General features: G+C 49.8%; 26 protein-coding genes. 7 read left to right on the top strand and 19 right to left on the bottom strand.

Annotated elements, in window-relative coordinates:
* The 3 genes from FTE26_RS00630 to FTE26_RS00640 form a co-directional block, all read right to left on the bottom strand.
* Nucleotides 1-135 (bottom strand): hypothetical protein (locus FTE26_RS00630; protein WP_001639463.1); only part of this gene is annotated, 135 nt, incomplete at its 3' end.
* Between the two features lie 819 nt (nt 136-954).
* Entirely contained in the window at nt 955-1,167 is a 213-nt protein-coding gene (locus FTE26_RS00635) for a YncH family protein (RefSeq protein ID WP_000882235.1), read from the bottom strand.
* A gap of 75 nt (nt 1,168-1,242) precedes the next feature.
* A complete protein-coding gene (locus FTE26_RS00640) occupies nt 1,243-1,860 on the bottom strand; it encodes a glutathione S-transferase family protein (RefSeq protein ID WP_000598855.1) in 618 nt (205 codons plus the stop codon).
* A 265-nt stretch (nt 1,861-2,125) separates the two neighbouring features.
* On the opposite strand from FTE26_RS00640, the gene ansP reads away from it, so the two are divergent.
* Complete coding sequence (gene ansP / locus FTE26_RS00645) at nt 2,126-3,625, top strand: L-asparagine permease (protein WP_001295649.1); 1,500 nt, start codon at nt 2,126-2,128, stop codon at nt 3,623-3,625.
* 114 nt (nt 3,626-3,739) lie between these two features.
* On the opposite strand, the gene yncE is transcribed toward ansP, so the two are convergent.
* Nucleotides 3,740-4,801, bottom strand: coding sequence for a 7-bladed beta-propeller protein YncE (gene yncE / locus FTE26_RS00650; RefSeq protein ID WP_000550675.1), 1,062 nt, complete (start codon nt 4,799-4,801; stop codon nt 3,740-3,742).
* A gap of 241 nt (nt 4,802-5,042) precedes the next feature.
* On the opposite strand from yncE, the gene pqqU reads away from it, so the two are divergent.
* On the top strand, nt 5,043-7,145 hold the full coding sequence (gene pqqU / locus FTE26_RS00655; protein WP_000689355.1) for a TonB-dependent receptor PqqU: 2,103 nt from the start codon (nt 5,043-5,045) through the stop codon (nt 7,143-7,145).
* A 35-nt stretch (nt 7,146-7,180) separates the two neighbouring features.
* Here pqqU and mcbR read toward each other — a convergent pair whose 3' ends face one another.
* Together mcbR and curA are read right to left on the bottom strand one after the other, a co-directional pair.
* Nucleotides 7,181-7,846, bottom strand: a complete 666-nt coding sequence (mcbR, locus tag FTE26_RS00660; RefSeq protein WP_001296777.1) for a colanic acid/biofilm transcriptional regulator McbR — start codon at nt 7,844-7,846, stop codon at nt 7,181-7,183.
* A 197-nt stretch (nt 7,847-8,043) separates the two neighbouring features.
* A complete protein-coding gene (gene curA / locus FTE26_RS00665) occupies nt 8,044-9,081 on the bottom strand; it encodes an NADPH-dependent curcumin/dihydrocurcumin reductase (RefSeq protein WP_000531452.1) in 1,038 nt (345 codons plus the stop codon).
* 180 nt (nt 9,082-9,261) lie between these two features.
* Here curA and FTE26_RS00670 point away from each other — a divergent pair, with 180 nt between their 5' ends.
* Nucleotides 9,262-9,780 (top strand): GNAT family N-acetyltransferase, encoded by a 519-nt coding sequence (locus FTE26_RS00670; RefSeq protein WP_001296723.1) that lies wholly within the window; start codon nt 9,262-9,264, stop codon nt 9,778-9,780.
* Nucleotides 9,777-10,226 (top strand): DMT family transporter, encoded by a 450-nt coding sequence (locus FTE26_RS00675; protein ID WP_001076535.1) that lies wholly within the window; start codon nt 9,777-9,779, stop codon nt 10,224-10,226. The genes FTE26_RS00670 and FTE26_RS00675 overlap by 4 nt, the downstream gene beginning before the upstream one ends.
* Here FTE26_RS00675 and ydcY read toward each other — a convergent pair whose 3' ends face one another.
* Nucleotides 10,227-10,460 (bottom strand): DUF2526 family protein YdcY, encoded by a 234-nt coding sequence (gene ydcY / locus FTE26_RS00680; protein ID WP_000018633.1) that lies wholly within the window; start codon nt 10,458-10,460, stop codon nt 10,227-10,229.
* Between the two features lie 85 nt (nt 10,461-10,545).
* Complete coding sequence (gene ortT, locus FTE26_RS00685; RefSeq protein WP_000061178.1) at nt 10,546-10,719, bottom strand: orphan toxin OrtT; 174 nt, start codon at nt 10,717-10,719, stop codon at nt 10,546-10,548.
* Between the two features lie 194 nt (nt 10,720-10,913).
* Between ortT and yncL the strand changes: the two genes are divergently transcribed.
* On the top strand, nt 10,914-11,009 hold the full coding sequence (gene yncL, locus FTE26_RS00690) for a stress response membrane protein YncL (RefSeq protein ID WP_001303494.1): 96 nt from the start codon (nt 10,914-10,916) through the stop codon (nt 11,007-11,009).
* A gap of 96 nt (nt 11,010-11,105) precedes the next feature.
* On the opposite strand, the gene patD is transcribed toward yncL, so the two are convergent.
* From patD to hicA, 8 genes are all read right to left on the bottom strand, one after another.
* On the bottom strand, nt 11,106-12,530 hold the full coding sequence (patD, locus tag FTE26_RS00695; protein WP_001163890.1) for an aminobutyraldehyde dehydrogenase: 1,425 nt from the start codon (nt 12,528-12,530) through the stop codon (nt 11,106-11,108).
* Between the two features lie 21 nt (nt 12,531-12,551).
* The gene (locus tag FTE26_RS00700; protein WP_000555471.1) at nt 12,552-13,346 is read right to left on the bottom strand and encodes an ABC transporter permease; all 795 of its coding nucleotides are present in this window, start codon (nt 13,344-13,346) and stop codon (nt 12,552-12,554) included.
* Nucleotides 13,336-14,277: an ABC transporter permease gene (locus tag FTE26_RS00705; RefSeq protein WP_001251315.1), complete on the bottom strand. Its 942-nt coding sequence runs from the start codon at nt 14,275-14,277 to the stop codon at nt 13,336-13,338. Before FTE26_RS00705 ends, FTE26_RS00700 begins: the two co-directional genes overlap by 11 nt.
* On the bottom strand, nt 14,278-15,291 hold the full coding sequence (locus tag FTE26_RS00710; RefSeq protein ID WP_000220416.1) for an ABC transporter ATP-binding protein: 1,014 nt from the start codon (nt 15,289-15,291) through the stop codon (nt 14,278-14,280).
* A 17-nt stretch (nt 15,292-15,308) separates the two neighbouring features.
* Complete coding sequence (gene ydcS, locus FTE26_RS00715) at nt 15,309-16,454, bottom strand: putative ABC transporter substrate-binding protein YdcS (RefSeq protein ID WP_000047455.1); 1,146 nt, start codon at nt 16,452-16,454, stop codon at nt 15,309-15,311.
* Nucleotides 16,455-16,698: 244 nt separating this feature from the next.
* Nucleotides 16,699-18,105, bottom strand: a complete 1,407-nt coding sequence (locus FTE26_RS00720; protein WP_000760589.1) for an aminotransferase-like domain-containing protein — start codon at nt 18,103-18,105, stop codon at nt 16,699-16,701.
* Nucleotides 18,106-18,183: 78 nt separating this feature from the next.
* Complete coding sequence (gene hicB, locus FTE26_RS00725) at nt 18,184-18,600, bottom strand: type II toxin-antitoxin system antitoxin HicB (RefSeq protein ID WP_001270286.1); 417 nt, start codon at nt 18,598-18,600, stop codon at nt 18,184-18,186.
* A gap of 45 nt (nt 18,601-18,645) precedes the next feature.
* On the bottom strand, nt 18,646-18,822 hold the full coding sequence (gene hicA, locus FTE26_RS00730; protein ID WP_000813794.1) for a type II toxin-antitoxin system mRNA interferase toxin HicA: 177 nt from the start codon (nt 18,820-18,822) through the stop codon (nt 18,646-18,648).
* 221 nt (nt 18,823-19,043) lie between these two features.
* Here hicA and FTE26_RS00735 point away from each other — a divergent pair, with 221 nt between their 5' ends.
* Nucleotides 19,044-19,274, top strand: a complete 231-nt coding sequence (locus tag FTE26_RS00735) for a YncJ family protein (protein ID WP_000494244.1) — start codon at nt 19,044-19,046, stop codon at nt 19,272-19,274.
* A 91-nt stretch (nt 19,275-19,365) separates the two neighbouring features.
* Here FTE26_RS00735 and rlhA read toward each other — a convergent pair whose 3' ends face one another.
* Together rlhA and sutR are read right to left on the bottom strand one after the other, a co-directional pair.
* A complete protein-coding gene (gene rlhA / locus FTE26_RS00740) occupies nt 19,366-21,327 on the bottom strand; it encodes a 23S rRNA 5-hydroxycytidine C2501 synthase (RefSeq protein WP_001307191.1) in 1,962 nt (653 codons plus the stop codon).
* 72 nt (nt 21,328-21,399) lie between these two features.
* Nucleotides 21,400-21,936, bottom strand: a complete 537-nt coding sequence (gene sutR, locus FTE26_RS00745) for a DNA-binding transcriptional regulator SutR (RefSeq protein ID WP_000429155.1) — start codon at nt 21,934-21,936, stop codon at nt 21,400-21,402.
* A gap of 52 nt (nt 21,937-21,988) precedes the next feature.
* Here sutR and ydcO point away from each other — a divergent pair, with 52 nt between their 5' ends.
* Nucleotides 21,989-23,203, top strand: a complete 1,215-nt coding sequence (ydcO, locus tag FTE26_RS00750; protein WP_001307190.1) for a BenE family transporter YdcO — start codon at nt 21,989-21,991, stop codon at nt 23,201-23,203.
* A 39-nt stretch (nt 23,204-23,242) separates the two neighbouring features.
* Here ydcO and FTE26_RS00755 read toward each other — a convergent pair.
* Nucleotides 23,243-23,311, bottom strand: a 69-nt coding sequence (locus FTE26_RS00755; protein WP_244441903.1) for a hypothetical protein, incomplete at its 5' end; no start/stop codon positions are given.

The raw sequence follows: 23,311 nt of genomic DNA on the forward strand, positions 1-23,311 counted from the left end.
AAACTGCTGGCTGACCAGGGAGAGATCGAGGGAAAAGAGCGAAGAGAGTGACTGGTTCAGATGAAAGGAAACCACCGCAAAAGCATCCGGCGGCAGGCCGTCCACTTCCAGTGTGAAACGTAATCCGGTTGACATAGCAACCTCCGTGAAAATGAATAATAATCCGCACATATTGCATGTACAACATGTCGGGCGGATGAGATAAGCGAGTCGACATCTGGCGTTACCGGGGAATATCAGAAAAATGTCATGGTTATGTGATGATTTAGTCTGGGATTTTACTTCAGAGAAACGGGTGTCTGTTTAGTCAACAAAATAATCACAAACGCAACGGATGGGTTCTCGACGTTATTCACGACAGGCTCGTACATTACAGCGAGTAATAAAAAACCTGATATGCAAAGTCAAACCAATATTCATAATGTCTTTTTATTCACAACAATAAATAATTCAATAACAATCATTGAAATGAATGATGATTTGTATAAGGAATATACGCTACCGCCCCACCCTGATAACATGATCTGCACATTGCCATCTTAACGTCGTTAAACACTAGCTTAATAGTGGATATTTCAAATTAGGAATTTATTAAATTCACCTGATGAATATAATAAGCAAATAGCATAGAAAATAATGACAACTCCCCCGAGGGGACCATTTCCAAAGCACTGCACCACCACCTGGTGCCGGATGATCTTGCTTCAGTGGTAAGAGTACCTGATGCATTGTTCCCAAAATGGTGTTTTCCCCTGCCCCTCCAATAATGTGTAGCTCTCACTTGATAATCTATTGATTAGGTTATATTAAGAATCAACATTTAAAATACATCCATTTTCTTGAATAAATCAACATGTTTATTAATCAATTGCTGTTTTAGCTCTGACTCATCAAGCTCTCCATATTTGTCCTACAGATAATTGCGAATAAATACAGAGAACGCCATTTATCCTTTTAGCATACCTGCCGGATATTTTTATTTGTATTAATATTAATTGCATCTCCAACTCCGAGCATATCCATCATTAAAAACTTTTTGAGATTATAGAATACCTGTGATAACAAGTGAAACATCTGCACAATGTGAATAGTTAGTTTCTTTTCAGAGGAAATGAAATAGACAAGCTGAATGAAGGGGAGAGTGATATAAATCAAAAAACATAACATGAATTTAATTAATTACACCCATCATTGTGGATAAAGTTACTGAATAATAAATAACATAATCTTCTGGTATCCCACTCAAATAATTTCATTCCTTTTTAATACTTCTTGTAATTTCGGTAACTGACATACAGCATCAGCGATCGCGCTGATATTCTGCGCATTATCCTGAAACCATTCATGCCCCGGCCCCCATGTGCGCATGGTGCAGAGATAACAGTCCACCAGCGTTAGTTGCTCACCAAAGGCATAAGGTTCAGCGGTCAATTGTGAATTCAGCCAGATATAAAGTGATTTGCGATATTCAATTACATTCTTCTTTAACTGTTCAGGTGCGTCAGATGCCCAACGCTCAGGGTAATCGGCGAAAGTGAATGTTGGATAGACATTAGCAACCAGCCAGACCAATAGCCGTTGAAACTGCTGACGTTCGGCGCGCCCAACCGGTGGCGCAAGGTCCGGGCGACGATCGAGAACCATAAATGCAATCGCCGCTGTCTCCGTCATAATCTCGTCATTTTCCAGCGCCAGTGTCGGAACCTGACACAACGGGTTCAGGGTTTTCAATAACTCGCGTGAAGCTCCCTCGTGGTCAAAACCACTGACATCAACGAACTGATAAGGAATATCAGCCAGTGTTAGCATCAGCTCACTGATTGTAGAGCCCCATCCGGGTACGCCATACACCTTAATCATATGCCCTCACAATCTTTTAAAGATTAAGTGTAGGACAGTACACAGGTTAACCAGCAAAAAGATTTGTCATTTTTTCGTCAGTTGTATTATTCCCCTTCAGGATTGTAAGGGGATGTTTTGCATCGTTTATCGATAACGGGTAGGATGCTGCGCCGATAGTTTTATACCCATAAAGAATAATGGTGATAACTATCATCGCCAGGATGAATAAACATTGTTCATGGCAACTTATATGACTTTTTCATTAAAGCAATCAGGGAGAGCAATGAGTAAACACGACACCGACACTTCAGATCAACACGCCGCGAAACGCCGCTGGCTTAATGCCCACGAAGAGGGGTATCACAAAGCGATGGGCAATCGCCAGGTACAGATGATCGCCATTGGCGGCGCGATTGGCACCGGCTTGTTTTTAGGTGCAGGAGCCCGACTGCAAATGGCGGGTCCAGCATTGGCACTGGTTTATTTAATTTGTGGCTTGTTTTCGTTTTTTATTCTGCGTGCATTGGGTGAGCTGGTGCTACACCGCCCTTCCAGTGGCAGTTTTGTCTCTTATGCCCGTGAGTTTTTGGGTGAGAAAGCCGCTTATGTTGCTGGCTGGATGTACTTCATCAACTGGGCGATGACGGGGATTGTTGATATTACCGCCGTCGCTCTGTATATGCATTACTGGGGTGCGTTTGGCGGCGTGCCGCAGTGGGTCTTTGCGCTCGCTGCACTTACCATCGTTGGCACCATGAATATGATCGGTGTGAAATGGTTTGCGGAGATGGAGTTCTGGTTTGCGCTTATTAAAGTGCTCGCCATTGTGACCTTTTTGGTCGTGGGTACAGTGTTCCTCGGTAGTGGTCAGCCGCTGGATGGCAACACCACTGGCTTTCATTTAATTACCGATAATGGCGGCTTCTTCCCCCACGGTTTGCTGCCTGCTCTGGTGTTGATTCAGGGCGTAGTGTTTGCTTTTGCCTCCATTGAAATGGTGGGTACAGCTGCCGGAGAATGTAAAGATCCGCAGACCATGGTGCCTAAAGCGATTAACAGCGTGATTTGGCGTATTGGCCTGTTTTACGTCGGCTCCGTGGTGTTGCTGGTTATGCTATTGCCGTGGAGCGCGTATCAGGCGGGGCAAAGTCCGTTCGTGACGTTTTTCTCTAAACTGGGTGTGCCATATATCGGCAGCATTATGAACATTGTGGTGCTGACCGCTGCCCTCTCCAGCCTGAACTCAGGTCTGTACTGCACCGGACGTATTCTGCGCTCAATGGCGATGGGCGGTTCCGCACCGAGTTTTATGGCGAAAATGAGTCGTCAGCATGTGCCGTATGCCGGGATTCTGGCGACACTAGTTGTGTATGTCGTCGGCGTATTCCTCAACTATCTGGTGCCGTCGCGCGTATTTGAGATTGTGTTGAACTTCGCGTCGCTGGGAATCATCGCTTCATGGGCGTTTATCATCGTGTGCCAGATGCGCCTGCGTAAAGCAATTAAACAAGGCAAAGCAGCGGATGTCAGTTTTAAACTGCCTGGCGCGCCCTTCACTTCCTGGCTGACATTACTGTTTTTACTGAGTGTCCTGGTGCTGATGGCGTTCGATTACCCGAACGGGACTTATACTATCGCGGCGCTGCCGATTATCGGTATTCTGCTGGTTATAGGCTGGTTTGGTGTGCGCAAACGCGTTGCTGAAATTCACAGCACTGCGCCAGTCGTCGAGGAAGATGAAGAAAAACAGGAAATTGTGTTTAAGCCTGAAACGGCGAGCTAATTGCAAAATTGCCCGGCTACGTGCCGGGCAAATTTAGATTACTGACGAAGGTGTGCCGCATGCGGCGTGATAAAAGTCAGGCAAGTCTCTCCGTTTTCACCCTCGCCACATCTATTACAGCGCAATACGAATCACATCGTCCGGCTGGGTAGCTTCCTGCTGTTTAGTGGATTTTTGTTTCACACTGACATACAGCGTTTTGCCATCGGCAGACAGCGCCAGGCTGTTTGGATGAGTCGGCGTATCGAACGTTTTCACCACTTTATAGCTTTTCGCGTCAATCACACTGACTTTACCTGCCTGACGATGCGTTACGTAGGCTTCATTACGCGCTGGGTTAAACAGCACAGCCAGTGATTCTGGTGCCGCAACCTTCGCCAGAATATTGCCATTACGGGTATCGACCACTAACACTTCTGCGGCTTTAGAATCGGTGATAAATGCACGCTGCCTGGCGGTATCAAGGCTAATGTTGATAAAGAAGTGCTCTTTGCCGTCATCCAGCAGCTTTTTACGGCTGAGGATTTTATTGTCGGCGGTGTCGATGGTAATCAATTCGCCGTCAGCGTTAGTGGTGTAAAGACGTTTGCCTTTGCTATCCAGCGCCAGACCGGTACTCATTTTACCGGTGTTCTGGATGGCGGTTTTCAGTTTGATATTCTCGCCATCAACGACCCAAATCACGCTCTCTTTACCAATACCACTGATGTAAACGGTGTTCGTGGCATCATCAGCTACCAGCTCACGCGGTTGCAGCGGGCGCACCTCTTCCGTGCGCTTACGATCATCCAGCACCAGACGGCCTTTCACCTCGCCCGTTTTGGCATCTATCGCCGTGACCGCGCTGTTTACGGTGTTACCAAACCACAACGTCTGAGTCGTGTTATTGATGGTGGCACCAAACGGCTTGAGATCGTTATGGATCGCCTGCGTCACTTCCAGAGTGACCGGATCAAGACGATAAACCACGCCACCTTTATCCAGTTTGCGGCTTTGCGAAGTGGCGAGCCACAGTGCGTTTTCTTGCTGGCTATAAGCCATTTCGTAGGCACCTTTACCTACCGCTTTACGCAGCATTTCTTCTGCGGCCTGCGTACTGAATGATGAAGCAACAAGCAATGAACCTAACAGTAATGAACCACGCAGGCGCGATGAAAACAGATGACGTAAATGCATGACGACTCCCTTTGATGAACCGATATTTTTGCTGCTTCACAATGCTTCGCTAAGCGTAATCATCGTTACGCTCTTGTTATAAATGGGAATGGTAATCATTATTTTCTCAAATGTGGAGCATTTCTTGCCGTTACGACTACAATTTTCTCAATTACTTAACGTATCGTGCCGTTTCGTTTTCCATAAATTTACAATTTCATTACCATAACGGCGTTTTCCCATTCTTAACCTGGCTTTTTTCATGAAGATTTTTTCCGTCCGACAGACCGTTTTGCCCGCACTGCTTGTCCTTTCCCCCGTTGTTTTTGCCGCTGATGAACAGACTATGATTGTCAGTGCCGCACCGCAGGTGGTTTCAGAACTGGATACCCCAGCAGCAGTAAGCGTGGTGGATGGCGAGGAGATGCGCCTGGCAACACCGCGCATTAACTTGTCCGAATCACTGACCGGCGTGCCTGGTTTGCAGGTACAAAACCGGCAGAACTATGCGCAAGATTTACAGCTGTCGATTCGCGGATTTGGCTCCCGCTCCACTTACGGTATTCGCGGTATTCGCCTGTATGTGGACGGTATTCCCGCCACCATGCCCGACGGGCAAGGGCAAACATCCAACATCGATTTAAGCAGTGTGCAAAATGTGGAAGTGCTGCGTGGCCCCTTCTCTGCCCTGTATGGCAACGCGTCTGGTGGGGTAATGAATGTCACCACCCAGACCGGACAACAGCCACCAACCATTGAAGCCAGTAGTTACTACGGCAGTTTTGGCAGCTGGCGCTATGGGCTGAAAGCAACGGGCGCAACGGGAGACGGCACACAGCCTGGCGATGTCGATTACACCGTCTCAACCACGCGTTTTACGACCCACGGCTATCGTGACCATAGTGGCGCACAGAAAAATTTAGCTAATGCCAAACTGGGCGTACGCATTGATGAAGCCAGCAAATTAAGTCTGATTTTCAATAGTGTGGATATCAAAGCAGATGACCCAGGTGGGCTAACCAAAGCAGAATGGAAGGCTAATCCACAACAAGCGCCTCGTGCAGAACAGTACGACACGCGAAAAACCATCAAGCAAACTCAGGCTGGGTTGCGCTATGAGCGTAGCCTGAGCGCGCAAGATGATATGAGTGTGATGATGTATGCCGGAGAGCGAGAAACGACCCAGTACCAGTCAATCCCGATGGCCCCCCAACTTAACCCGTCACATGCGGGCGGCGTGATTACCCTGCAACGCCATTACCAGGGGATAGACAGCCGCTGGACACACCGTGGTGAACTGGGCGTTCCGGTCACGTTCACTACCGGCCTGAACTACGAAAACATGAGTGAAAACCGCAAGGGCTACAATAACTTCCGCCTGAATAGCGGCATGCCGGAGTACGGGCAAAAAGGTGAGTTGCGTCGCGACGAACGCAATCTGATGTGGAACATCGATCCCTATTTACAGACGCAGTGGCAGCTGAGCGAAAAACTGTCGCTGGATGCTGGCGTGCGCTACAGCTCCGTGTGGTTTGATTCCAACGACCATTACGTTACTCCGGGTAACGGCGATGACAGCGGTGATGCCAGTTATCATAAATGGCTACCTGCCGGTTCGTTAAAATATGCAATGACCGATGCCTGGAATATCTATCTGGCAGCCGGGCGAGGTTTTGAAACGCCGACGATTAATGAGCTGTCTTATCGTGCTGATGGGCAAAGCGGTATGAACTTTGGTTTAAAACCATCCACCAACGATACAATTGAGATCGGCAGTAAAACGCGTATTGGTGATGGGCTGCTTAGTCTCGCATTGTTTCAGACCGACACTGATGATGAAATTGTTGTCGATAGCAGTAGCGGTGGGCGTACGACTTACAAAAATGCCGGAAAGACCCGTCGTCAAGGCGCTGAACTGGCATGGGATCAACGTTTCGCAGGAGATTTTCGCGTAAACGCGTCCTGGACCTGGCTTGATGCGACCTATCGCAGCAATGTTTGCAATGAACAGGATTGTAACGGTAATCGGATGCCAGGGATCGCCCGTAATATGGGCTTTGCGTCGATAGGTTATGTACCGGAAGATGGTTGGTATGCAGGCACGGAAGCGCGTTATATGGGCGATATTATGGCAGATGATGAAAATACGGCAAAAGCGCCGTCTTATACTCTCGTCGGCTTATTCACCGGGTATAAATACAATTACCACAATTTAACTGTGGATTTATTTGGTCGTGTCGATAATTTATTCGATAAAGAATACGTTGGTTCTGTCATTGTCAATGAGTCAAACGGGCGATATTACGAACCTTCGCCCGGACGAAATTATGGTGTCGGCATGAATATTGCGTGGAGATTTGAGTAATTACCTTGATGCCCGGTATTTGCCGGGCATTTACTTTAACGATTGTATTGCTGGTATAAAATAGCAATATTTTGTTGCATAATTTCAGCAAGACAATGTCTGCATCCCTCTTTGTCTTTTGCTTTTAACGCAGCGAGTAACAGATGATAGTTTTCTATATGCTCCCGTAATTCCGCTGGATTAATCGCTTCATAGAGATAATGTAAACCAGGCCCCATCCTGACCCACAGTTGCTCAATCATCTCACACAGGATGGGCATATTTGAGCGATGATAAATCGCTAAGCGAAATAGCCTGTTTACATTAATGATTTGTTCCATGTCGCCCTTTTCTTGCGCCTGCTGTAATTTCTCGAGCAATTCCTGGAGTTCCGCCAGGTCTTGCGGGGTGAGGTTTTCAACAGCCAGAGCAACTGCCATTAATTCCAGTTCGTAGCGGATCCGATTGATTTCGTCTAATTGACGTTTCCTCACTTCCGGAACTGTAAATGCTTGTGCAGGTGCGACAGAAAGCGCATTCACCGAAACCAGACGTAATAATGCTTCACGCACAGGTGTAATACTCATACCTAATTGCTCCGCCAGATTTTTAGTAATCAGGCGTGCGCCAGGTTTTAATGCGCCAATACTAAGCTGATGTTTCAGGTCGTTCTCAACCTGCAGAGTCAAACTGACATGTTTCATTTTTCCCATTCCAGGCATTTTAATTCCTTCGCGTGTTTTCTGTCCAACCCTGCCTGCACGGCAGAAGGAGTTCACCTGGTGTATTAAAGTGAATAATCATAAACCACCCACCTTTGTTGTTATTAGCAGCAGAACAATGACGTGGTTAGTTAATTAAAGCTGAAAATAAGCTTTTTGCCTGGATTTTTATGGCGGCTTACGCCGCCGTTGAAACTTTAATCATCACCCGCGACGCGGATCACCACTTTGCCGAAGTTTTTACCCTTCAGCAGGCCGATAAACGTCTGTGGCGCATTCTCTAAACCATCAGTAATATCTTCGTGGTAGTGGATTTTATCCTCTTTCACCCATTGCCCCATCTCCTTCTGAAACTCATGGATGCGGTGACCATAATCCTGAGCGATAATAAACCCTTGCAAGCGAATACGTTTTTTCAGCACCGTTGCCATCAACAGGGGTAAACGATCCGGACCGGGTGGTAGCTCTGTAGCGTTATAGCTGCTCACTAAGCCACAAACGGGAATGCGCGCAGATGTATTAAGTAATGGTAGCACTGCATCAAATACCTTACCGCCCACGTTTTCATAATAGATATCAATACCTTTTGGGCACGCTTTCACCAGTTGTTCGGCAAAATCATCCGCGTGGTGATCAAGACAAACATCGAAGCCCAGCACCTCGATAGCATGGCGGCATTTTTCCGCGCCACCGGCAACCCCCACCACCCTGCAACCTTTAAGTTTGCCGATTTGCCCCACCGTTGCTCCCACAGGACCTGTCGCCGCAGCTACCACCAACGTTTCGCCCTCTTTAGGCTGACCGATATCCAGCAGCCCCATATAAGCGGTAAAGCCTGGCATCCCCAGCACACCCAGCGACCACGATGGATTTTGCGGATGATCGCCAAGTTTCACCAGATCATCACCACTGGATATGTCATAGTCCTGCCATCCACTGTAGCCCAGCACCCAGTCGCCAGGCTGATAATCAGGATGATTCGACTCCACAACACGGCTCACCGTGCCGCCGACCATCACGCCGCCAATATCAACAGGCGGTGAATAAGATGGCTCATCGCTCATACGTCCACGCATATACGGGTCCAGGGACAAATAAACTGTGCGCAGTAACACCTGTCCTTCACCCGGTGTGGCGACATCATCTTCTTCAAGACGGAAATTCTCCGGAACCGGTGCGCCATGTGGACGCGAGGCCAGAACCCAACGTCGATTACGCTGCTTTTGTTGCCCCATAATGCTCTCCTGTGCTTTTGGCATGAATCCATCAATAGTAGCAGGCTCACGGGATTGGTTTTGTTTGCAGCCGTCACATCCCCTCTGCAACACGCAATAATTTCATCGAGGAATCCGTTGCTTCGGGCTGTTTTCGATAGTATTGATAACATCATCATCATTATTTTATCGAGGCCAGACATGTCCATCCGTTTTGCCCGCAAAGCCGATTGTGCTGCCATTGCGGAAATTTATAACCACGCCGTGTTGTATACGGCGGCTATCTGGAATGACCAAACGGTTGATGCAGATAACCGCATTGCCTGGTTTGAAGCGCGGACCATAGCAGGTTATCCGGTGCTGGTGAGTGAAGAAGATGGCGTAGTGACGGGATATGCCTCGTTTGGCGACTGGCGTAGTTTCGATGGTTTTCGCCATACCGTGGAACATTCGGTTTATGTCCATCCCGATCATCAGGGCAAAGGTCTGGGGCGTAAATTGTTAAGCCGATTGATTGATGAAGCGCGGGATTGCGGGAAGCATGTCATGGTCGCCGGGATCGAATCGCAAAATCAGGCCTCGCTGCATCTGCACCATTCGCTGGGATTTGTCGTCACCGCACAAATGCCGCAGGTGGGCACTAAATTTGGGCGCTGGCTGGATCTGACATTTATGCAGTTGCAACTCGACGAACGCACTGAACCGGACGCGATTGGATGAATCAGTCGCTCACCCTTGCTTTTTTGATTGCCGCCGGAATTGGTCTGGTAGTCCAGAATACGCTGATGGTGCGCATCACCCAGACCTCCTCTACCATTCTCATCGCCATGTTGCTGAACTCACTGGTGGGGATTGTGCTCTTTGTTTCTATTTTATGGTTTAAACAAGGCATGGCGGGGTTTGGCGAACTGGTGTCCAGCGTGCGCTGGTGGACACTTATACCCGGCTTGCTGGGATCGTTTTTTGTCTTCGCCAGTATCAGCGGATATCAGAATGTGGGAGCGGCGACAACTATTGCAGTACTGGTCGCCAGCCAGCTAATTGGCGGTCTGATGCTGGATATCTTCCGCAGTCATGGCGTACCACTACGGGCGTTGTTCGGCCCAATTTGTGGCGCAATTTTACTTGTGGTTGGCGCCTGGTTGGTAGCCAGACGCTCATTTTAATCAGAGGATGGTGCCGCCTTTGGTTAACTGTTCGTGGCGCGCTTCCATATCTTCTTTATGCTTGCGACCGTGATGAGCAATAGCGGTGCGCAAACGCTGCTGCTGGGTGTAGCGATCTTCCCGACTTAACTCCGCGTCATCGCTCAGGGCGATTAATAATTCGTTCATATGGGCAATGACGCTCTCTTCAATCGCGGCATCCACGCGCGCGATGACTTCATCCAGATGCGACATACTTTCTCCTTAACCACTTGTGAAATTTATCGATTCATCCAAATGATATAAGTCTGCGTGGTGCCGTCAAGCCAGTGAGTAAGATTTAAAACAGTGAAAACAACAGCGCCACCGGGAAACTCATCGGCCATGTTGCCCCCACCAGAAAGGCGCTTAAGAAACGGATGCGTTTCTTATCGTGAGAAAGAAACCAGGTGATAAGAAATGCGATTGCTGCCATAACCGCATAAAAAACAAGCATATGTTGATAGAGAGACATGTACGGGCGTCCAGCCAGATGAATAAAACGCGCGCAAATATGCGTCATTTTTTGACGTGCATCAAGTTTTTTCACCAGTTTGAGAAAAAATCATCAAACAGCAACTTGCCCTTATCCATCTTCAGAATGAGTATTATTGCGGATTTTCTTAACCCGTACTATACACATAGGGGCAATGATAAAAGGTGGCAAAAATGAATGTTTCCAGTAGAACTGTAGTACTGATAAATGTCTTTGCTGCTGTTGGTTTGTTTACTCTTATCTCTATGAGATTTGGCTGGTTTATTTGATGTAGTGATTTTGCACGCAGCACGTACTGTCAGAGAAATCAGTGCTCTGACAGTACGCAAGATCATCTCATACTCTTACGATCTGCAATATTATCCTTAATGTTTAACCATGACGTGGCGGACGACGGTGTAATCCTCCAGCCCATAAAGTGACATATCCTTGCCGTAACCAGAAAGTTTCTGTCCACCGTGCGGCATTTCACTTACCAGCATGAAATGGGTATTGACCCAGGTACAACCATATTGCAGCCGTGCGCTGACGCGATGCGCCCTGCCCACATCTTTCGTCCATACCGAAGATGCAAGTCCGTACTGGCTGTCATTCGCCCAGTTCACCACCTGTTCTTCGTTGTCGAAGAGCGTAACACTCACTACTGGACCAAATACCTCTTTTTGCACGATGGCATCGTCCTGTAATGCGCCAGCCAGCAGCGTCGGCGCATAGTAATAGCCATTACCCTTGCGCTTTTCACCGCCAGTGATCACTTTGATGTGCCCTGTCGCTTTCGCCTCTTCTACTGCCTTGCTGACGCGTTCGAGATGCGCCAGCGAGCTTAAAGGTCCAAGCTCCGTAGACTCGTCATCCGGCGCACCAGATTTTAACGTTGCCACCGCAGCACCCAGTTTTTCCACCAGCGTATCGTAAATGCCTTTTTGCGCGTAGATCCGACAAGCCGCAGTACAATCCTGTCCAGCATTGTAATAGCCAAATGTACGTACACCTTCGACCACTGCTTCAATATCCGCATCATCAAAAACAATCACTGGCGCTTTGCCACCAAGTTCCATATGAGTACGCTTAATGGACGACGCGGTATGGCTGATGATGTGCTCGCCGGTGGCGATAGAGCCCGTCAGCGACACCATCCGCACTTTGGGATGACCGGTCAGCGGATCACCCACCGTTTTGCCTCTGCCAAACAGTACGTTAATCACGCCTGCCGGGAAGATATCTTTCGCCAGCTCTGCCAACTTCAACGCGGTCAGCGGGGTAATTTCTGATGGTTTAAGCACTACGCAGTTCCCTGCCGCCAGCGCCGGAGCCAGTTTCCACGCTGCCATCATCAGCGGATAATTCCACGGTGCGATAGAAGCCACGACCCCCAACGGATCGCGACGGATCATCGAAGTATGACCTTCAAGATATTCACCTGCCGCCAGACCATTCAGACAGCGCGCCGCACCCGCGAAAAAGCGAAAAACATCGACAATCGCCGGGATTTCATCATTGAACGCACTATGCAGCGGTTTGCCACAATTACGGGACTCCAGTTCGGCAAAAACCTGACCATTTTCTTCGATAACATCAGCCAGTTTCAGCAGACATTCCGCACGCACTTTCGGCGTGGTTTGCCCCCATTCGGCAAATGCTGCATCTGCCGCGCGCACAGCAGCATCGACCTGCTCTGCGGATGCCTCGGCAATCTCCAGTAAAACGTCCCCCGTTGCCGGATTATAGACAGGCTGTTTTTCCCCTTCGCCGCTAACCAGTTCTCCGTTAATCAGTAACTTATGTTGCATAGCATATTCCTGTATCAGTGGTTATTGACCATTGTCGCCTTCGCGGGTTAGCCACCAGGCCCCCAGGATCGGCAAGGTTGTTACCAACATAACCAGCAGTGCCACCACGTTAGTTACCGGTACATCACGCGGTCGCCCAAGCTGATTGAGCAACCACAACGGTAACGTTCGTTCATGACCTGCCGTAAAAGTCGTAACGATGATTTCATCGAACGACAAGGCAAACGCCAGCATTCCTCCTGCCAGTAGCGCCGAACTGAGATTCGGCAACACTACGTAGCGGAAGGTTTGCCAGCCATTGGCCCCAAGATCCATTGACGCCTCAACCAGACTCCACGAGGTGCGGCGAAAACGGGCGATGACATTGTTAAACACCACCACTACGCAAAAAGTCGCATGACCGACCACGATGGTGAAAAATCCCGGCTCCAGATTGATGGTTTTAAAAGCGGTTAATAGCGCCAGACCAGTGACAATGCCCGGCAGCGCAATGGGCAGCAGCAGTAACAGCGAAATGGCGTTTTTGCCGAAAAAGTCTCGTCGCCACAGCGCGGCAGCTGCCAGCGTCCCTAACACCAGCGCCATTAATGTCGCCAGCGCCGCCACTTTAAGTGACAGTGTCACGGCATCAAGAATATCACTACGCTGTGCTGCCACGCTAAACCAGCGCAGCGTCAGGCCCTGCGGTGGAAAACTAAACGCCGCATCTTCAGTGTTAAACGCATAAGCGGCGATAATCAGGATGGGAAAATGTAGGAAAACCACGCCGCCCCAGGCCGCCAGTTTGAGGAAAAACGGTGCGCGTTCAGAGTGCATCGAACGCTCCCAGACGTTTCACGAACGCCAGGTACAGTGCGATGAGAACAATCGGCACCAGGGTGAATGCCGCCGCCATCGGCATATTGCCAATCGCCCCCTGCTGGGAATAAACCATATTGCCGATAAAATATCCTGGAGGACCAACCAGCTGCGGGACGATAAAATCGCCCAGTGTGAGTGAGAAGGTAAAGATAGAGCCAGCGGCAATACCCGGGATTGCCAGCGGCAGCACCACATAGCGAAAGGTTTGTCGTGGACGTGCGCCGAGATCAGCCGACGCCTGCAACAATGACGGCGGCAAACGCTCAAGCGCCGCCTGAACGGGCAGGATCATGAACGGCAACCAGATATAGAGAAACACCAGAAAGCGCCCCAGCCCGGAAGTTGACAGCGTATTTCCGCCCACCGCAGGTAATGTAAGGAACGCAGTCAGCAGTGGTTCCAGCCCAAGATGTTGTAAAAACCACTGAGCCACGCCATCTTTTGCCAGCAATAACGTCCAGGCATAGGCTTTAACAATGTAGCTCGCCCACATCGGCAACATTACCGCAATATAAAAAAAAGCTTTCATTTTCCCGCTGGTATAGCGCGCCATATACCACGCCATTGGAAAAGCCAGAATGGCGCTGGCGATAGTGACTGCCACAGCCATAGTCAGCGTGCGGAGAATGATGTCGTAATTCGCCGGATTAAACAGCGCACGGATATTCGCCAGCGTCAGTTCCGGCGTTACCGACATGGTGAAATCGTCAAAAGTATAAAATCCCTGCCATAACAGTGTCAGCAGCGAGCCGAAATAGACAATGCCAAACCACATTAGCGGGCCAAGCAGCAGTAAAAACAGCCCCAGCCCCGGATTACGCCAGAAGAAACCGGACACCTTACCCAGACCTGGACGTGAAGGTGATTGCAATACATTCATCGCCATTCACCTCTCCTCAACCAGCGGCACCATCACATCACGCGACCAGGAAACCATCACCTGTTGTCCGGGCGTGAGCGTGGCAGGCAGTTCTTCGCCTGTCATATTGGCCTGACTCACAAGCAGTTTTTCACCGCCGTTCAATTTCAGTTCAAAACGAGTTGCCGCGCCCTGATATTGCACCGCCTGGATCGTGCCATTGGCCTGCAGTTCACCAGGGGTGTTGAGGCGGATATGTTCCGGTCGCAGGGCGAAGCTTCCCGTCATGCCACAAAGTTTCTCTGCCATCAGTCCATCAAAAACATTCGATGTACCAACGAACCCGGCAACAAACGGCGTGCGCGGGCGCATATAGAGATCGCGCGGGGAATCGACCTGCTCAATGCGTCCATTATTGAAAACCGCCACACGATCGGACATCGATAACGCTTCGCCCTGATCGTGGGTAACGAAGATAAAAGTGATACCGAGAGACTGTTGCAACTTTTTCAGTTCCAGCTGCATCTGCTCACGCAATTTGAGATCCAGTGCGCCGAGCGGTTCATCCAACAGCAATACGCGCGGTTCATTCACCAATGCTCTGGCGATAGCAACCCGCTGGCGCTGACCACCAGAAAGTTGTGACGGTTTACGTTGCTGTACAAACCCCAACGCCACTTTCTCCAGCGCTTCTTGCGCCATTGCGTGCCGCTGCTTTTTATTCACGCCTTTGACCATCAGCCCGTAGCCTACGTTGTCAAGAATCGACATATGCGGAAAAAGCGCGTAGTCCTGAAAGACGGTATTCACGTCCCGCTCCCACGGTGGCAGATTGCTGGCGGGTTTACCAAAGATAGAGATAGCACCGCCGGAAAGCTGTTCGAAGCCAGCAATCAGGCGCAGGCAGGTGGTTTTGCCGGAGCCGGACGGCCCCAGCATAGAGAAGAACTCACCATCTTTTATCGCAATACTGACGCCATCTACTGCGCGCACGTCACCGTACAACCGCGAGACGTTGTCAAACTCCACTGCGTACGTCATAAAGCACCCCAGCGAAGTTAGCGACCGCCCATAATGGCAATGTAATCCTGCGTCCAGCGACTGTAGGGAACAAACTTGCCCCCTTCTGCTATAGGCGTTTTCCAGAAGGCGATTTTGTCGAAATAGTTAAAACCGTTGGTTTCACAACCTTTTTCGCCTAATAACGGATTGGCTTTACACCCTTCCGGCACTACCGGTAACGAGCCAAACCAGGCCGCCACATCGCCCTGCACTTTTGGCGTTAATGACCAGTTCATCCATTTGTAGGCGCAAACCGGATGTTTCGCTTCGCTATGCAGCATGGTGGTATCAGCCCAACCGGTAACACCCTCCTTCGGGAAAACGGTAGCAACAGGCTGGCCTTCGGCTTTCAGGGCGTTGGCCTGATAGGGCCAGGCACTGGAAGCAACCACACCCTCGTTTTTGAAATCGCTCATTTGCACGGTAGTGTCATGCCAGTAGCGATGGATCAAACTGTGTTGAGCGCGCAGCACTTTCAGCACCGCCTGGTACTGTTCTTCGGTTAGTTGATACGGATCGCTGATGCCCAACTGCGGCTGAGTGGCTTTAACGAACAACGCAGCGTCCGCAATGTAGATAGGGCCATCATAAGCCTGAACGCGGCCTTTATTGCTCTTGCCGTCCGGCAGATTTTGCTCAACAAAAACCACTTGCCAGCTATCCGGCGGCGTCGGGAAGGTTTTAGTGTTGTACATCAGCAGGTTCGGCCCCCATTGGTAAGGTGTGCCGTAAACTTTGCCGCCAACATTAAACCAGTCGCCTTTAACCACGCGCGGATCGAGCGTTTTCCAGTTGGGAATCAAGGCGGTATTAATCGGCTGCACGCGTTTGCCCATAATCAAACGCAGCGAGGCATCGCCGGATGCCGTAACCAGATCGTAACCCCCTTTGGTCATCAGACTGACCATTTCATCGGAAGTCGCGGCGGTTTTCACATTCACCGCGCAGCCTGTCTCTTTTTCAAATTGCGTTACCCAGTCGTATTGTTTATCAGTTTGTCCGCGTTCGATGTATCCCGGCCAGGCGATAATATCCAGTCGCCCTTCCGGTTTATCTAAATTGGTAGGTGGTTCGGCGGCGTGAGCGGTCATTATTGTCATGGTGAGCGCACACAGGCTGCTGCGGGCAAATGTCTTGCTCATAAGGTCTTACTCCTGTCGTAATTAATTGTTCAGCCGCCGTGCCGTAAAAATATCTCCTTGTTTAACCATAGACGGCGGCTTGCAGGCACACCTTCGCCCCTGAGAAAATTTAATCAGGTTGTGAGCTACCGCGCATTATGCCGTCTGTAAGGTTATCTTCTGGAGTATAGACAAGGGGTTAGGAAATATGACTGCTATTCGAAATTCATATTACCCAATCTAAGAGGAATTAAATTAAACGCTATTACAGCCGTTCTTGAATAAGTTTGCCTAATTGTTTTACCGCCTGTTCTTCACGTTCTCCCCACTGCCACGCGGTATTAAAACGAAAAAAACGTGACCAGTTTTCACCGGTAGAAAACATTTTACCCGGCGCAATACTGATATGATGCGTCAGTGCCGCCAGGCTTAATTCGCCGGCATCTAACGGCTCGGGGAGCTCCAGCCAGAGAAAATAACCGCTGTCACTATGATGAATTTTCACTTCCGCAGGCAGATAACGCAGCAGTGCCTGCCAGGCACGTTGTTTACGTTCCGCAAGCTGGCGACGCAGGCGACGAAGATGGGCGTCGTATCGGCGCGTGGAAAGGTAATCCACCAGCGCAAGTTGCATCGGTGAGCTGGTGGAAAGCGTACTCATCAACTGCAAGCGTTGAATTTTACGTGCATGTTTTCCGGCGGCGACCCAACCAATACGAAAACCAGGCACCAGACATTTCGAAAACGAAGAGCAATGCAAAACGCCATCGTGGCGATCCCACGCTTTCGCAGGCAGCGGTTTTTCCCGTCCAAAATAAAGTTCGCTGTAAACGTCATCTTCAATCAGCGTTACGTTGTACTGATTGAGTAACGCCACCAGTTGTGCTTTTTTTTGCGGCGTTAAGGTAAATCCGAGTGGGTTCTGGCTATTAGTCATCAGCCAGCACGCTTTCACCGGATAATCCTGCAACGCCAGTTCCAGCGCCTGAAGATCGATCCCTTCTTTAACATCCGTCGCCACCGATAACGCCTTCAGCCGTAGCCGCTCCAGCGCCTGCAACGCACCGTAGAAACAAGGATTCTCTACTATCACCCAATCGCCCGGTTCAGTTACCGCTTGCAAACTGAGGTTTAATGCCTCTAACGCCCCGGCAGTAATGACAATTTCATCAGGAGAAATGGTGATGCCCTGTAAGGCATAGCGACGAGCAATAGCCTGACGCAGTTCTGCGTTTCCTGGCGGTAAGTTTTCAATCACGCTCATCGCTGTGGCGGTTTTGCTTACCTGCGCCAACGAGCGGTTTAGTTGTTGGAGGGGGAAAAGTCGCGGGTCGGGAAAGGCCGAGGCAAACGGAACGACCGACGGATCGCGACTGGCCTGCAACATATCAAAAATATAAGTGTTGATATCGACTGCTTCATCTCGAGTGACTGGAATGACTGGCGCTTTCGGCATTTTTATTGCCTGTGGCGCAACGTAATAACCCGACTGCGGTCGCGCGATAATATATCCCAGACTTTCGAGCAACTGATAGGCATGGCTGACAGTCATAAAGCTCATGCCAGAAAGCGCCACCTGGTCACGCAACGAAGGCAAACGATCGCCGGGTTGCCAGATACCCGACGCAATCTGCTCGCGTAATTGTTCTGCAAGCTGCTGGTATTTTTTCATTATCGAATCGTAATTATGTGCAGATGATTCGGCAGTCTATATCAGTTGTTAAAAATGACAACTTTTCGTTAACTGTAATTAAACCATCACCAGCGATAACTCTTTGCCAAGCGCCTTTGCCGCGAGCTGGACGGCGTCGATTTTTGTCGCATGATGCAAGTTAAATAGGCGAGTAATCTCCTGTTTAGGTTTGCCAATTCGCCTGGCTAACTCTTGCTGAGTGATTTCTGACTGTAAAAAAGCATTTAACAGCAATACCTTAGAGGCGACGCTCAAAGGTACTTCAATAAAGTGATCATGACTATTTAATGGCGAAGGTAAAGGGATAAGCTCGTTATCTTCAAAATAAAAATCAAATGCGGTCAGTAAAGCATCTTTTGCCGCTTCCATCGCTTCAGCGACAGTTTCGCCCTGCGTCAACGCTTCAGGGATATCCACAAAAGAAACCATATAACCGCCTTCCGGCGCGGGTGTAAGAGTGACGGGATAACGCATAATTTCGACTGTCCCTCGCATGTCATTAACCTTTTTAATTGGCGATTAACTCAAACCGAGTTGTTTCAGGATTGCTTTACGCAATGGTTCTTTAATCTCATCGCAGGGGTGACGCGGCATGACACTGCGCCTCCCATGAAACCTGAGTTTCAAATGGTTGCTGCCATTCGCTACATCGACGCCCTGAGATTCGAGCCAACGTCTGAACTCGCTTTGTTTCACATCGCCTCCCTGCCGCTGAGTATATCAACAAAGTAAACATTAGTGTTTACCTCCGTGTGTAATTTGCTCGAAAATAGCACTAAATCGCCGCAACGGCAGAATGCCATGCAAAATCAGGAAGGAAGATTCCAGAATTTCTTTGCGCTAATTTGCAAAACTGAATAATAACCTCAAGAAACGATCGGCATCATAGCGGCAAAAGGTAAGAAAAAGGTGGCAGGATGTTTACGAAGGCGTTATCGGTTGTCTTATTAACGTGTGCGCTGTTCTCAGGACAACTCATGGCAGGGCACAAAGGACATGAATTTGTGTGGGTAAAGAATGTGGATCATCAGCTGCGTCATGAAGCGGACAGCGATGAATTGCGTGCTGTGGCGGAAGAGTCGGCGGAAGGTTTGCGCGAGCATTTTTACTGGCAAAAATCGCGCAAACCAGAAGCGGGACAACGTTGAGTCATTTGTTGCCGGATGCGGCGAGACGCCTTACCCGGCAGGCAATATCATGCAGATTCAATGAGTTGTGAGTAACCAGAAAACTGGCGTTTTACCCTTTTCGCTTAGGCAATGTTTTCAGCAGCTCATCCGGACTTACGGATGCCACTACGCTTCCCGGTAACGGCATTTTCAGTATGTGATTTTTGATTTTGCCAATGACGTGCATCTCGCATGGGCGGCAATCAAACTTTAGCGTTAATACTTCATCGCCGTTAACCAGTTGCATTGGCGTCGCCTTCCAGCTTTTGATATTGCCTTTCGCCTGTTTCGGGCACAGATTAAAGGCAAAGCGCAGACAATGCTTGGTGATCATCACCGGGACTTCGCCCTTCTCTTCATGTGCTTCATACGCCGCGTCAATCAGCTGCACACCATAGCGATGATAAAATTCACGCGCTTTCTGGTTGTATACGTTCGCGAGGAAACTCAGATGCGTTTGCGGATAAACCGGCGCAGGATCAGCAACCGGTTTACGGCTGCCGCGCTGGTAACTGGCAAGACGCGCAGCATCCAGCATGTCAGCAGCTTCACGGCGGAACTGGTTTAACAGACTGTTTGGTACAAACAGCGCCCCCGGCAAATTAATTTGCACATCGCGGGCGTAATAGAGGGTTTGCCCCAGTTTTGCCAGACCATCCTTCAGATTGTTCATTGCTTTTTCGGCGTTATTGGCTTCGTCGAACTGCCCGTCCAGCGTATGCGTGATGCTGACACCCTCTTCACTGGTGAGGGTCAGAATCAGTTGTTCCTGCCAGCCGCCCAGTTCAATGTCTACCGCCACCCGACGTTCGCTGGAGGTTTTTGTCAGTGCCTGCTGCCAGTTATGATCAAGATTACGGTTTAGTGGGTGATGTGGACGAATTTTGTGCAAATCTGCTGGCATTTCATTGGGCCAGACGCGGTACTGATTTTCTCCGGTTTTCTCGACCGTATTGGCACGAAAACCGACGACTTCACGTTTAATCATCACGTTCAGGCCATCACCATTTGCCAGTGGCTCGGTGACGGCAACATCGAGATGATCTTTCGCCACTTTCAATACTTCGCCTACCGGCAGGCCGATAAATTTCGGCGAATCGAACGCGCCAATATCGCCTTTACGGGCATTCACAAAATAATCTGTGCTACCACGGTGGAAAGTCTTTTCCGTCGATGGAACAAAGAAATGTTCAGTACGACCTGATGAAGCGCGCGCCAGATCGCCACGTTCTTCAATAATGGCATCAAGCATCTGGCGATAATGGGCGGTGATATTCTTCACGTAGCTCATATCTTTGTAACGCCCTTCAATCTTGAAGGAGCGTACGCCAGCATCAATCAGCGCGCCGAGGTTGGCAGTCTGATCGTTATCTTTCATCGACAGCAGATGTTTTTCATAGGAAACCACCCGCCCCTGATCGTCTTTCAATGTGTATGGCAAACGGCACGCCTGCGAGCAATCACCACGGTTGGCGCTACGCCCTGTTTGCGCATGAGAAATGTAGCACTGACCCGAATAGGCCACGCACAGTGCCCCATGAATAAAGAATTCAATGGTCGCGTCCGTGGCCTGGTGAATCGCGCGGATCTGCTCAAGATTCAGCTCTCGCGCCAGCACAATCTGCGTGAAGCCAACATCAGAGAGGAACTTCGCTTTTTCTACTGTACGAATGTCGCACTGCGTACTGGCGTGCAGTTCAATCGGCGGAATATCAAGTTCCAGAATCCCCATATCCTGAACAATCAGCGCATCGACACCGGTCTGGTAGAGGTCGGTAATCAGCCGTTGCGCGGGTTCCAGCTCATCATCATGCAAAATGGTGTTAAGCGTGACGAAAATTTTTGCACCATAACGATGGGCAAACGGCACCAGCTCGGCAATATCTTTCAGGCTATTACTGGCATTATGACGGGCACCAAAACCAGGGCCGCCGATATAAACAGCATCGGCACCGTGCAAAATAGCTTCGCGGGCAATGGCGGCATCGCGTGCCGGGCTTAACAGTTCAAGTCGATGAGAAGATACGGTCACATTCTTATCCAGTAGCTGAAAAATGGCGGCTATTTTAGCCACAAGCGCGACGTTGCGAAATAGTTTTCCCGCTTAACTGCGCGGGTAATGGATGAGGGAATGAAAATGTACGGTTTGCTCCCCACCATTACGATAGATATGCGTGACGTCTGCAGCAAATCGAACGCCTTCCCCACAATTAAGGGTCTGCCATTCCCCATCAACGCACAGATCAAGTTGTCCATCAATGACGACGACATGTTCGATTACCCCCTTCTCATGGGGCGTCGATTCGCTTATTGCACCAGATGCCATCTGAATCGAGAAGTGTTCGAAGCAGAGTTGTGGATCATAAGGAAACAGCGAAGTGATCACCATCGCCTGCTGTTGTGGATCATAAACTGAAGGCGTAGCGGACTGCGGCGGAGAAATAAATGTTGAAAATGGTACGTTCAACCCGGTGGCAATTTTCCATAATGTCGCGACCGTCGGACTGGACTCATTACGCTCAATCTGCCCTAACATTGCTTTAGAAACGCCCGTCGCCTCTGCCAGTCGCGAAAGACTCCAGCCGCGCTGCTGGCGTAGTTGTTTAAGTGTGGTGGATAAAAAGCGAGCGAGATTTTCCATGCGACTCCTCCGGCAAAACGGAAGTTTATCACTTGTGCGTTATAACGGACAAATGCTACGGTGCCTGTACGCTATAACGCACGAGGTGACTATGCGTCTGTTTTCTATTCCTCCACCCACGCTACTGGCGGGGTTTCTGGCGGTATTAATTGGCTACGCCAGTTCAGCGGCAATAATCTGGCAAGCAGCGATTGTCGCCGGAGCCACCACTGCACAAATCTCTGGCTGGATGACGGCGCTGGGGCTGGCAATGGGCGTCAGTACGCTGACTCTGACATTATGGTATCGCGTACCTGTTCTCACCGCATGGTCAACGCCTGGCGCGGCTTTGTTGGTCACCGGATTGCAGGGACTAACACTTAACGAAGCCATCGGCGTTTTTATTGTCACCAACGCGTTAATAGTCCTCTGCGGCATAACGGGACTCTTTGCTCGTCTGATGCGCATTATTCCGCACTCGCTTGCGGCGGCAATGCTTGCCGGGATTTTATTACGCTTTGGTTTACAGGCGTTTGCCAGTCTGGACGGTCAATTTACGTTGTGTGGAAGTATGTTGCTGGTATGGCTGGCAACCAAGGCCGTTGCGCCGCGCTATGCGGTAATTGCCGCGATGATTATTGGGATCGTGATCGTTATCGCGCAAGGTGACGTTGTCACAACTGATGTTGTCTTTAAACCCGTTCTCCCCACTTATATTACCCCTGATTTTTCGTTTGCTCACAGCCTGAGCGTTGCACTCCCCCTTTTTCTGGTGACGATGGCATCGCAAAACGCACCGGGTATCGCAGCAATGAAAGCAGCCGGGTATTCGGCTCCTGTTTCGCCATTAATTGTATTTACTGGATTGCTGGCACTGGTTTTTTCCCCTTTCGGCGTTTATTCCGTCGGTATTGCGGCAATCACCGCGGCTATTTGCCAAAGCCCGGAAGCGCATCCGGATAAAGATCAACGTTGGCTGGCAGCTGCCGTTGCAGGCATTTTTTATTTGATCGCAGGTCTGTTTGGTAGTGCTATTACCGGGATGATGGCTGCCCTGCCCGTAAGTTGGATCCAGATGCTGGCAGGTCTGGCGCTGTTAAGTACCATTAGCGGCAGTTTGTATCAGGCGCTGCATAATGAGCGTGAGCGCGACGCGGCGGTGGTGGCATTTCTGGTAACGGCAAGTGGATTGACGCTGGTCGGGATTGGTTCTGCGTTCTGGGGATTAATTGCCGGAGGCGTTTGTTACGTGGTGTTGAATTTAATCGCTGACAGAAACCGATATTGACATCCTCCACGCCCTGAAGGACGAGGATCCCTGCTACGTTCAGGCTGTCGCCTGAATCATTTCGGTGGGTTCCTGCTTCAACGGGCGGCCTGACTGCACCATCTCTCC

It is taken from the genome of Escherichia sp. S10b, from assembly GCF_028421345.1.
Classification (GTDB): domain Bacteria; phylum Pseudomonadota; class Gammaproteobacteria; order Enterobacterales; family Enterobacteriaceae; genus ECMA0423.

Excerpts from the sequence above, each read along its gene's own strand:
- FTE26_RS00635 (WP_000882235.1), bottom strand. The coding sequence starts at position 1,167 with ATGTTATGTTTTTTGATTTATATCACTCTCCCCTTCATTCAGCTTGTC.
- FTE26_RS00640 (WP_000598855.1), bottom strand. The coding sequence starts at position 1,860 with ATGATTAAGGTGTATGGCGTACCCGGATGGGGCTCTACAATCAGTGAG.
- ansP (WP_001295649.1), top strand. The coding sequence starts at position 2,126 with ATGAGTAAACACGACACCGACACTTCAGATCAACACGCCGCGAAACGC.
- yncE (WP_000550675.1), bottom strand. The coding sequence starts at position 4,801 with ATGCATTTACGTCATCTGTTTTCATCGCGCCTGCGTGGTTCATTACTG.
- pqqU (WP_000689355.1), top strand. The coding sequence starts at position 5,043 with ATGAAGATTTTTTCCGTCCGACAGACCGTTTTGCCCGCACTGCTTGTC.
- mcbR (WP_001296777.1), bottom strand. The coding sequence starts at position 7,846 with ATGCCTGGAATGGGAAAAATGAAACATGTCAGTTTGACTCTGCAGGTT.
- curA (WP_000531452.1), bottom strand. The coding sequence starts at position 9,081 with ATGGGGCAACAAAAGCAGCGTAATCGACGTTGGGTTCTGGCCTCGCGT.
- FTE26_RS00670 (WP_001296723.1), top strand. The coding sequence starts at position 9,262 with ATGTCCATCCGTTTTGCCCGCAAAGCCGATTGTGCTGCCATTGCGGAA.
- FTE26_RS00675 (WP_001076535.1), top strand. The coding sequence starts at position 9,777 with ATGAATCAGTCGCTCACCCTTGCTTTTTTGATTGCCGCCGGAATTGGT.
- ydcY (WP_000018633.1), bottom strand. The coding sequence starts at position 10,460 with ATGTCGCATCTGGATGAAGTCATCGCGCGCGTGGATGCCGCGATTGAA.
- ortT (WP_000061178.1), bottom strand. The coding sequence starts at position 10,719 with ATGTCTCTCTATCAACATATGCTTGTTTTTTATGCGGTTATGGCAGCA.
- yncL (WP_001303494.1), top strand. The coding sequence starts at position 10,914 with ATGAATGTTTCCAGTAGAACTGTAGTACTGATAAATGTCTTTGCTGCT.
- patD (WP_001163890.1), bottom strand. The coding sequence starts at position 12,530 with ATGCAACATAAGTTACTGATTAACGGAGAACTGGTTAGCGGCGAAGGG.
- FTE26_RS00700 (WP_000555471.1), bottom strand. The coding sequence starts at position 13,346 with ATGCACTCTGAACGCGCACCGTTTTTCCTCAAACTGGCGGCCTGGGGC.
- FTE26_RS00705 (WP_001251315.1), bottom strand. The coding sequence starts at position 14,277 with ATGGCGATGAATGTATTGCAATCACCTTCACGTCCAGGTCTGGGTAAG.
- FTE26_RS00710 (WP_000220416.1), bottom strand. The coding sequence starts at position 15,291 with ATGACGTACGCAGTGGAGTTTGACAACGTCTCGCGGTTGTACGGTGAC.
- ydcS (WP_000047455.1), bottom strand. The coding sequence starts at position 16,454 with ATGAGCAAGACATTTGCCCGCAGCAGCCTGTGTGCGCTCACCATGACA.
- FTE26_RS00720 (WP_000760589.1), bottom strand. The coding sequence starts at position 18,105 with ATGAAAAAATACCAGCAGCTTGCAGAACAATTACGCGAGCAGATTGCG.
- hicB (WP_001270286.1), bottom strand. The coding sequence starts at position 18,600 with ATGCGTTATCCCGTCACTCTTACACCCGCGCCGGAAGGCGGTTATATG.
- FTE26_RS00735 (WP_000494244.1), top strand. The coding sequence starts at position 19,044 with ATGTTTACGAAGGCGTTATCGGTTGTCTTATTAACGTGTGCGCTGTTC.
- sutR (WP_000429155.1), bottom strand. The coding sequence starts at position 21,936 with ATGGAAAATCTCGCTCGCTTTTTATCCACCACACTTAAACAACTACGC.
- ydcO (WP_001307190.1), top strand. The coding sequence starts at position 21,989 with ATGCTACGGTGCCTGTACGCTATAACGCACGAGGTGACTATGCGTCTG.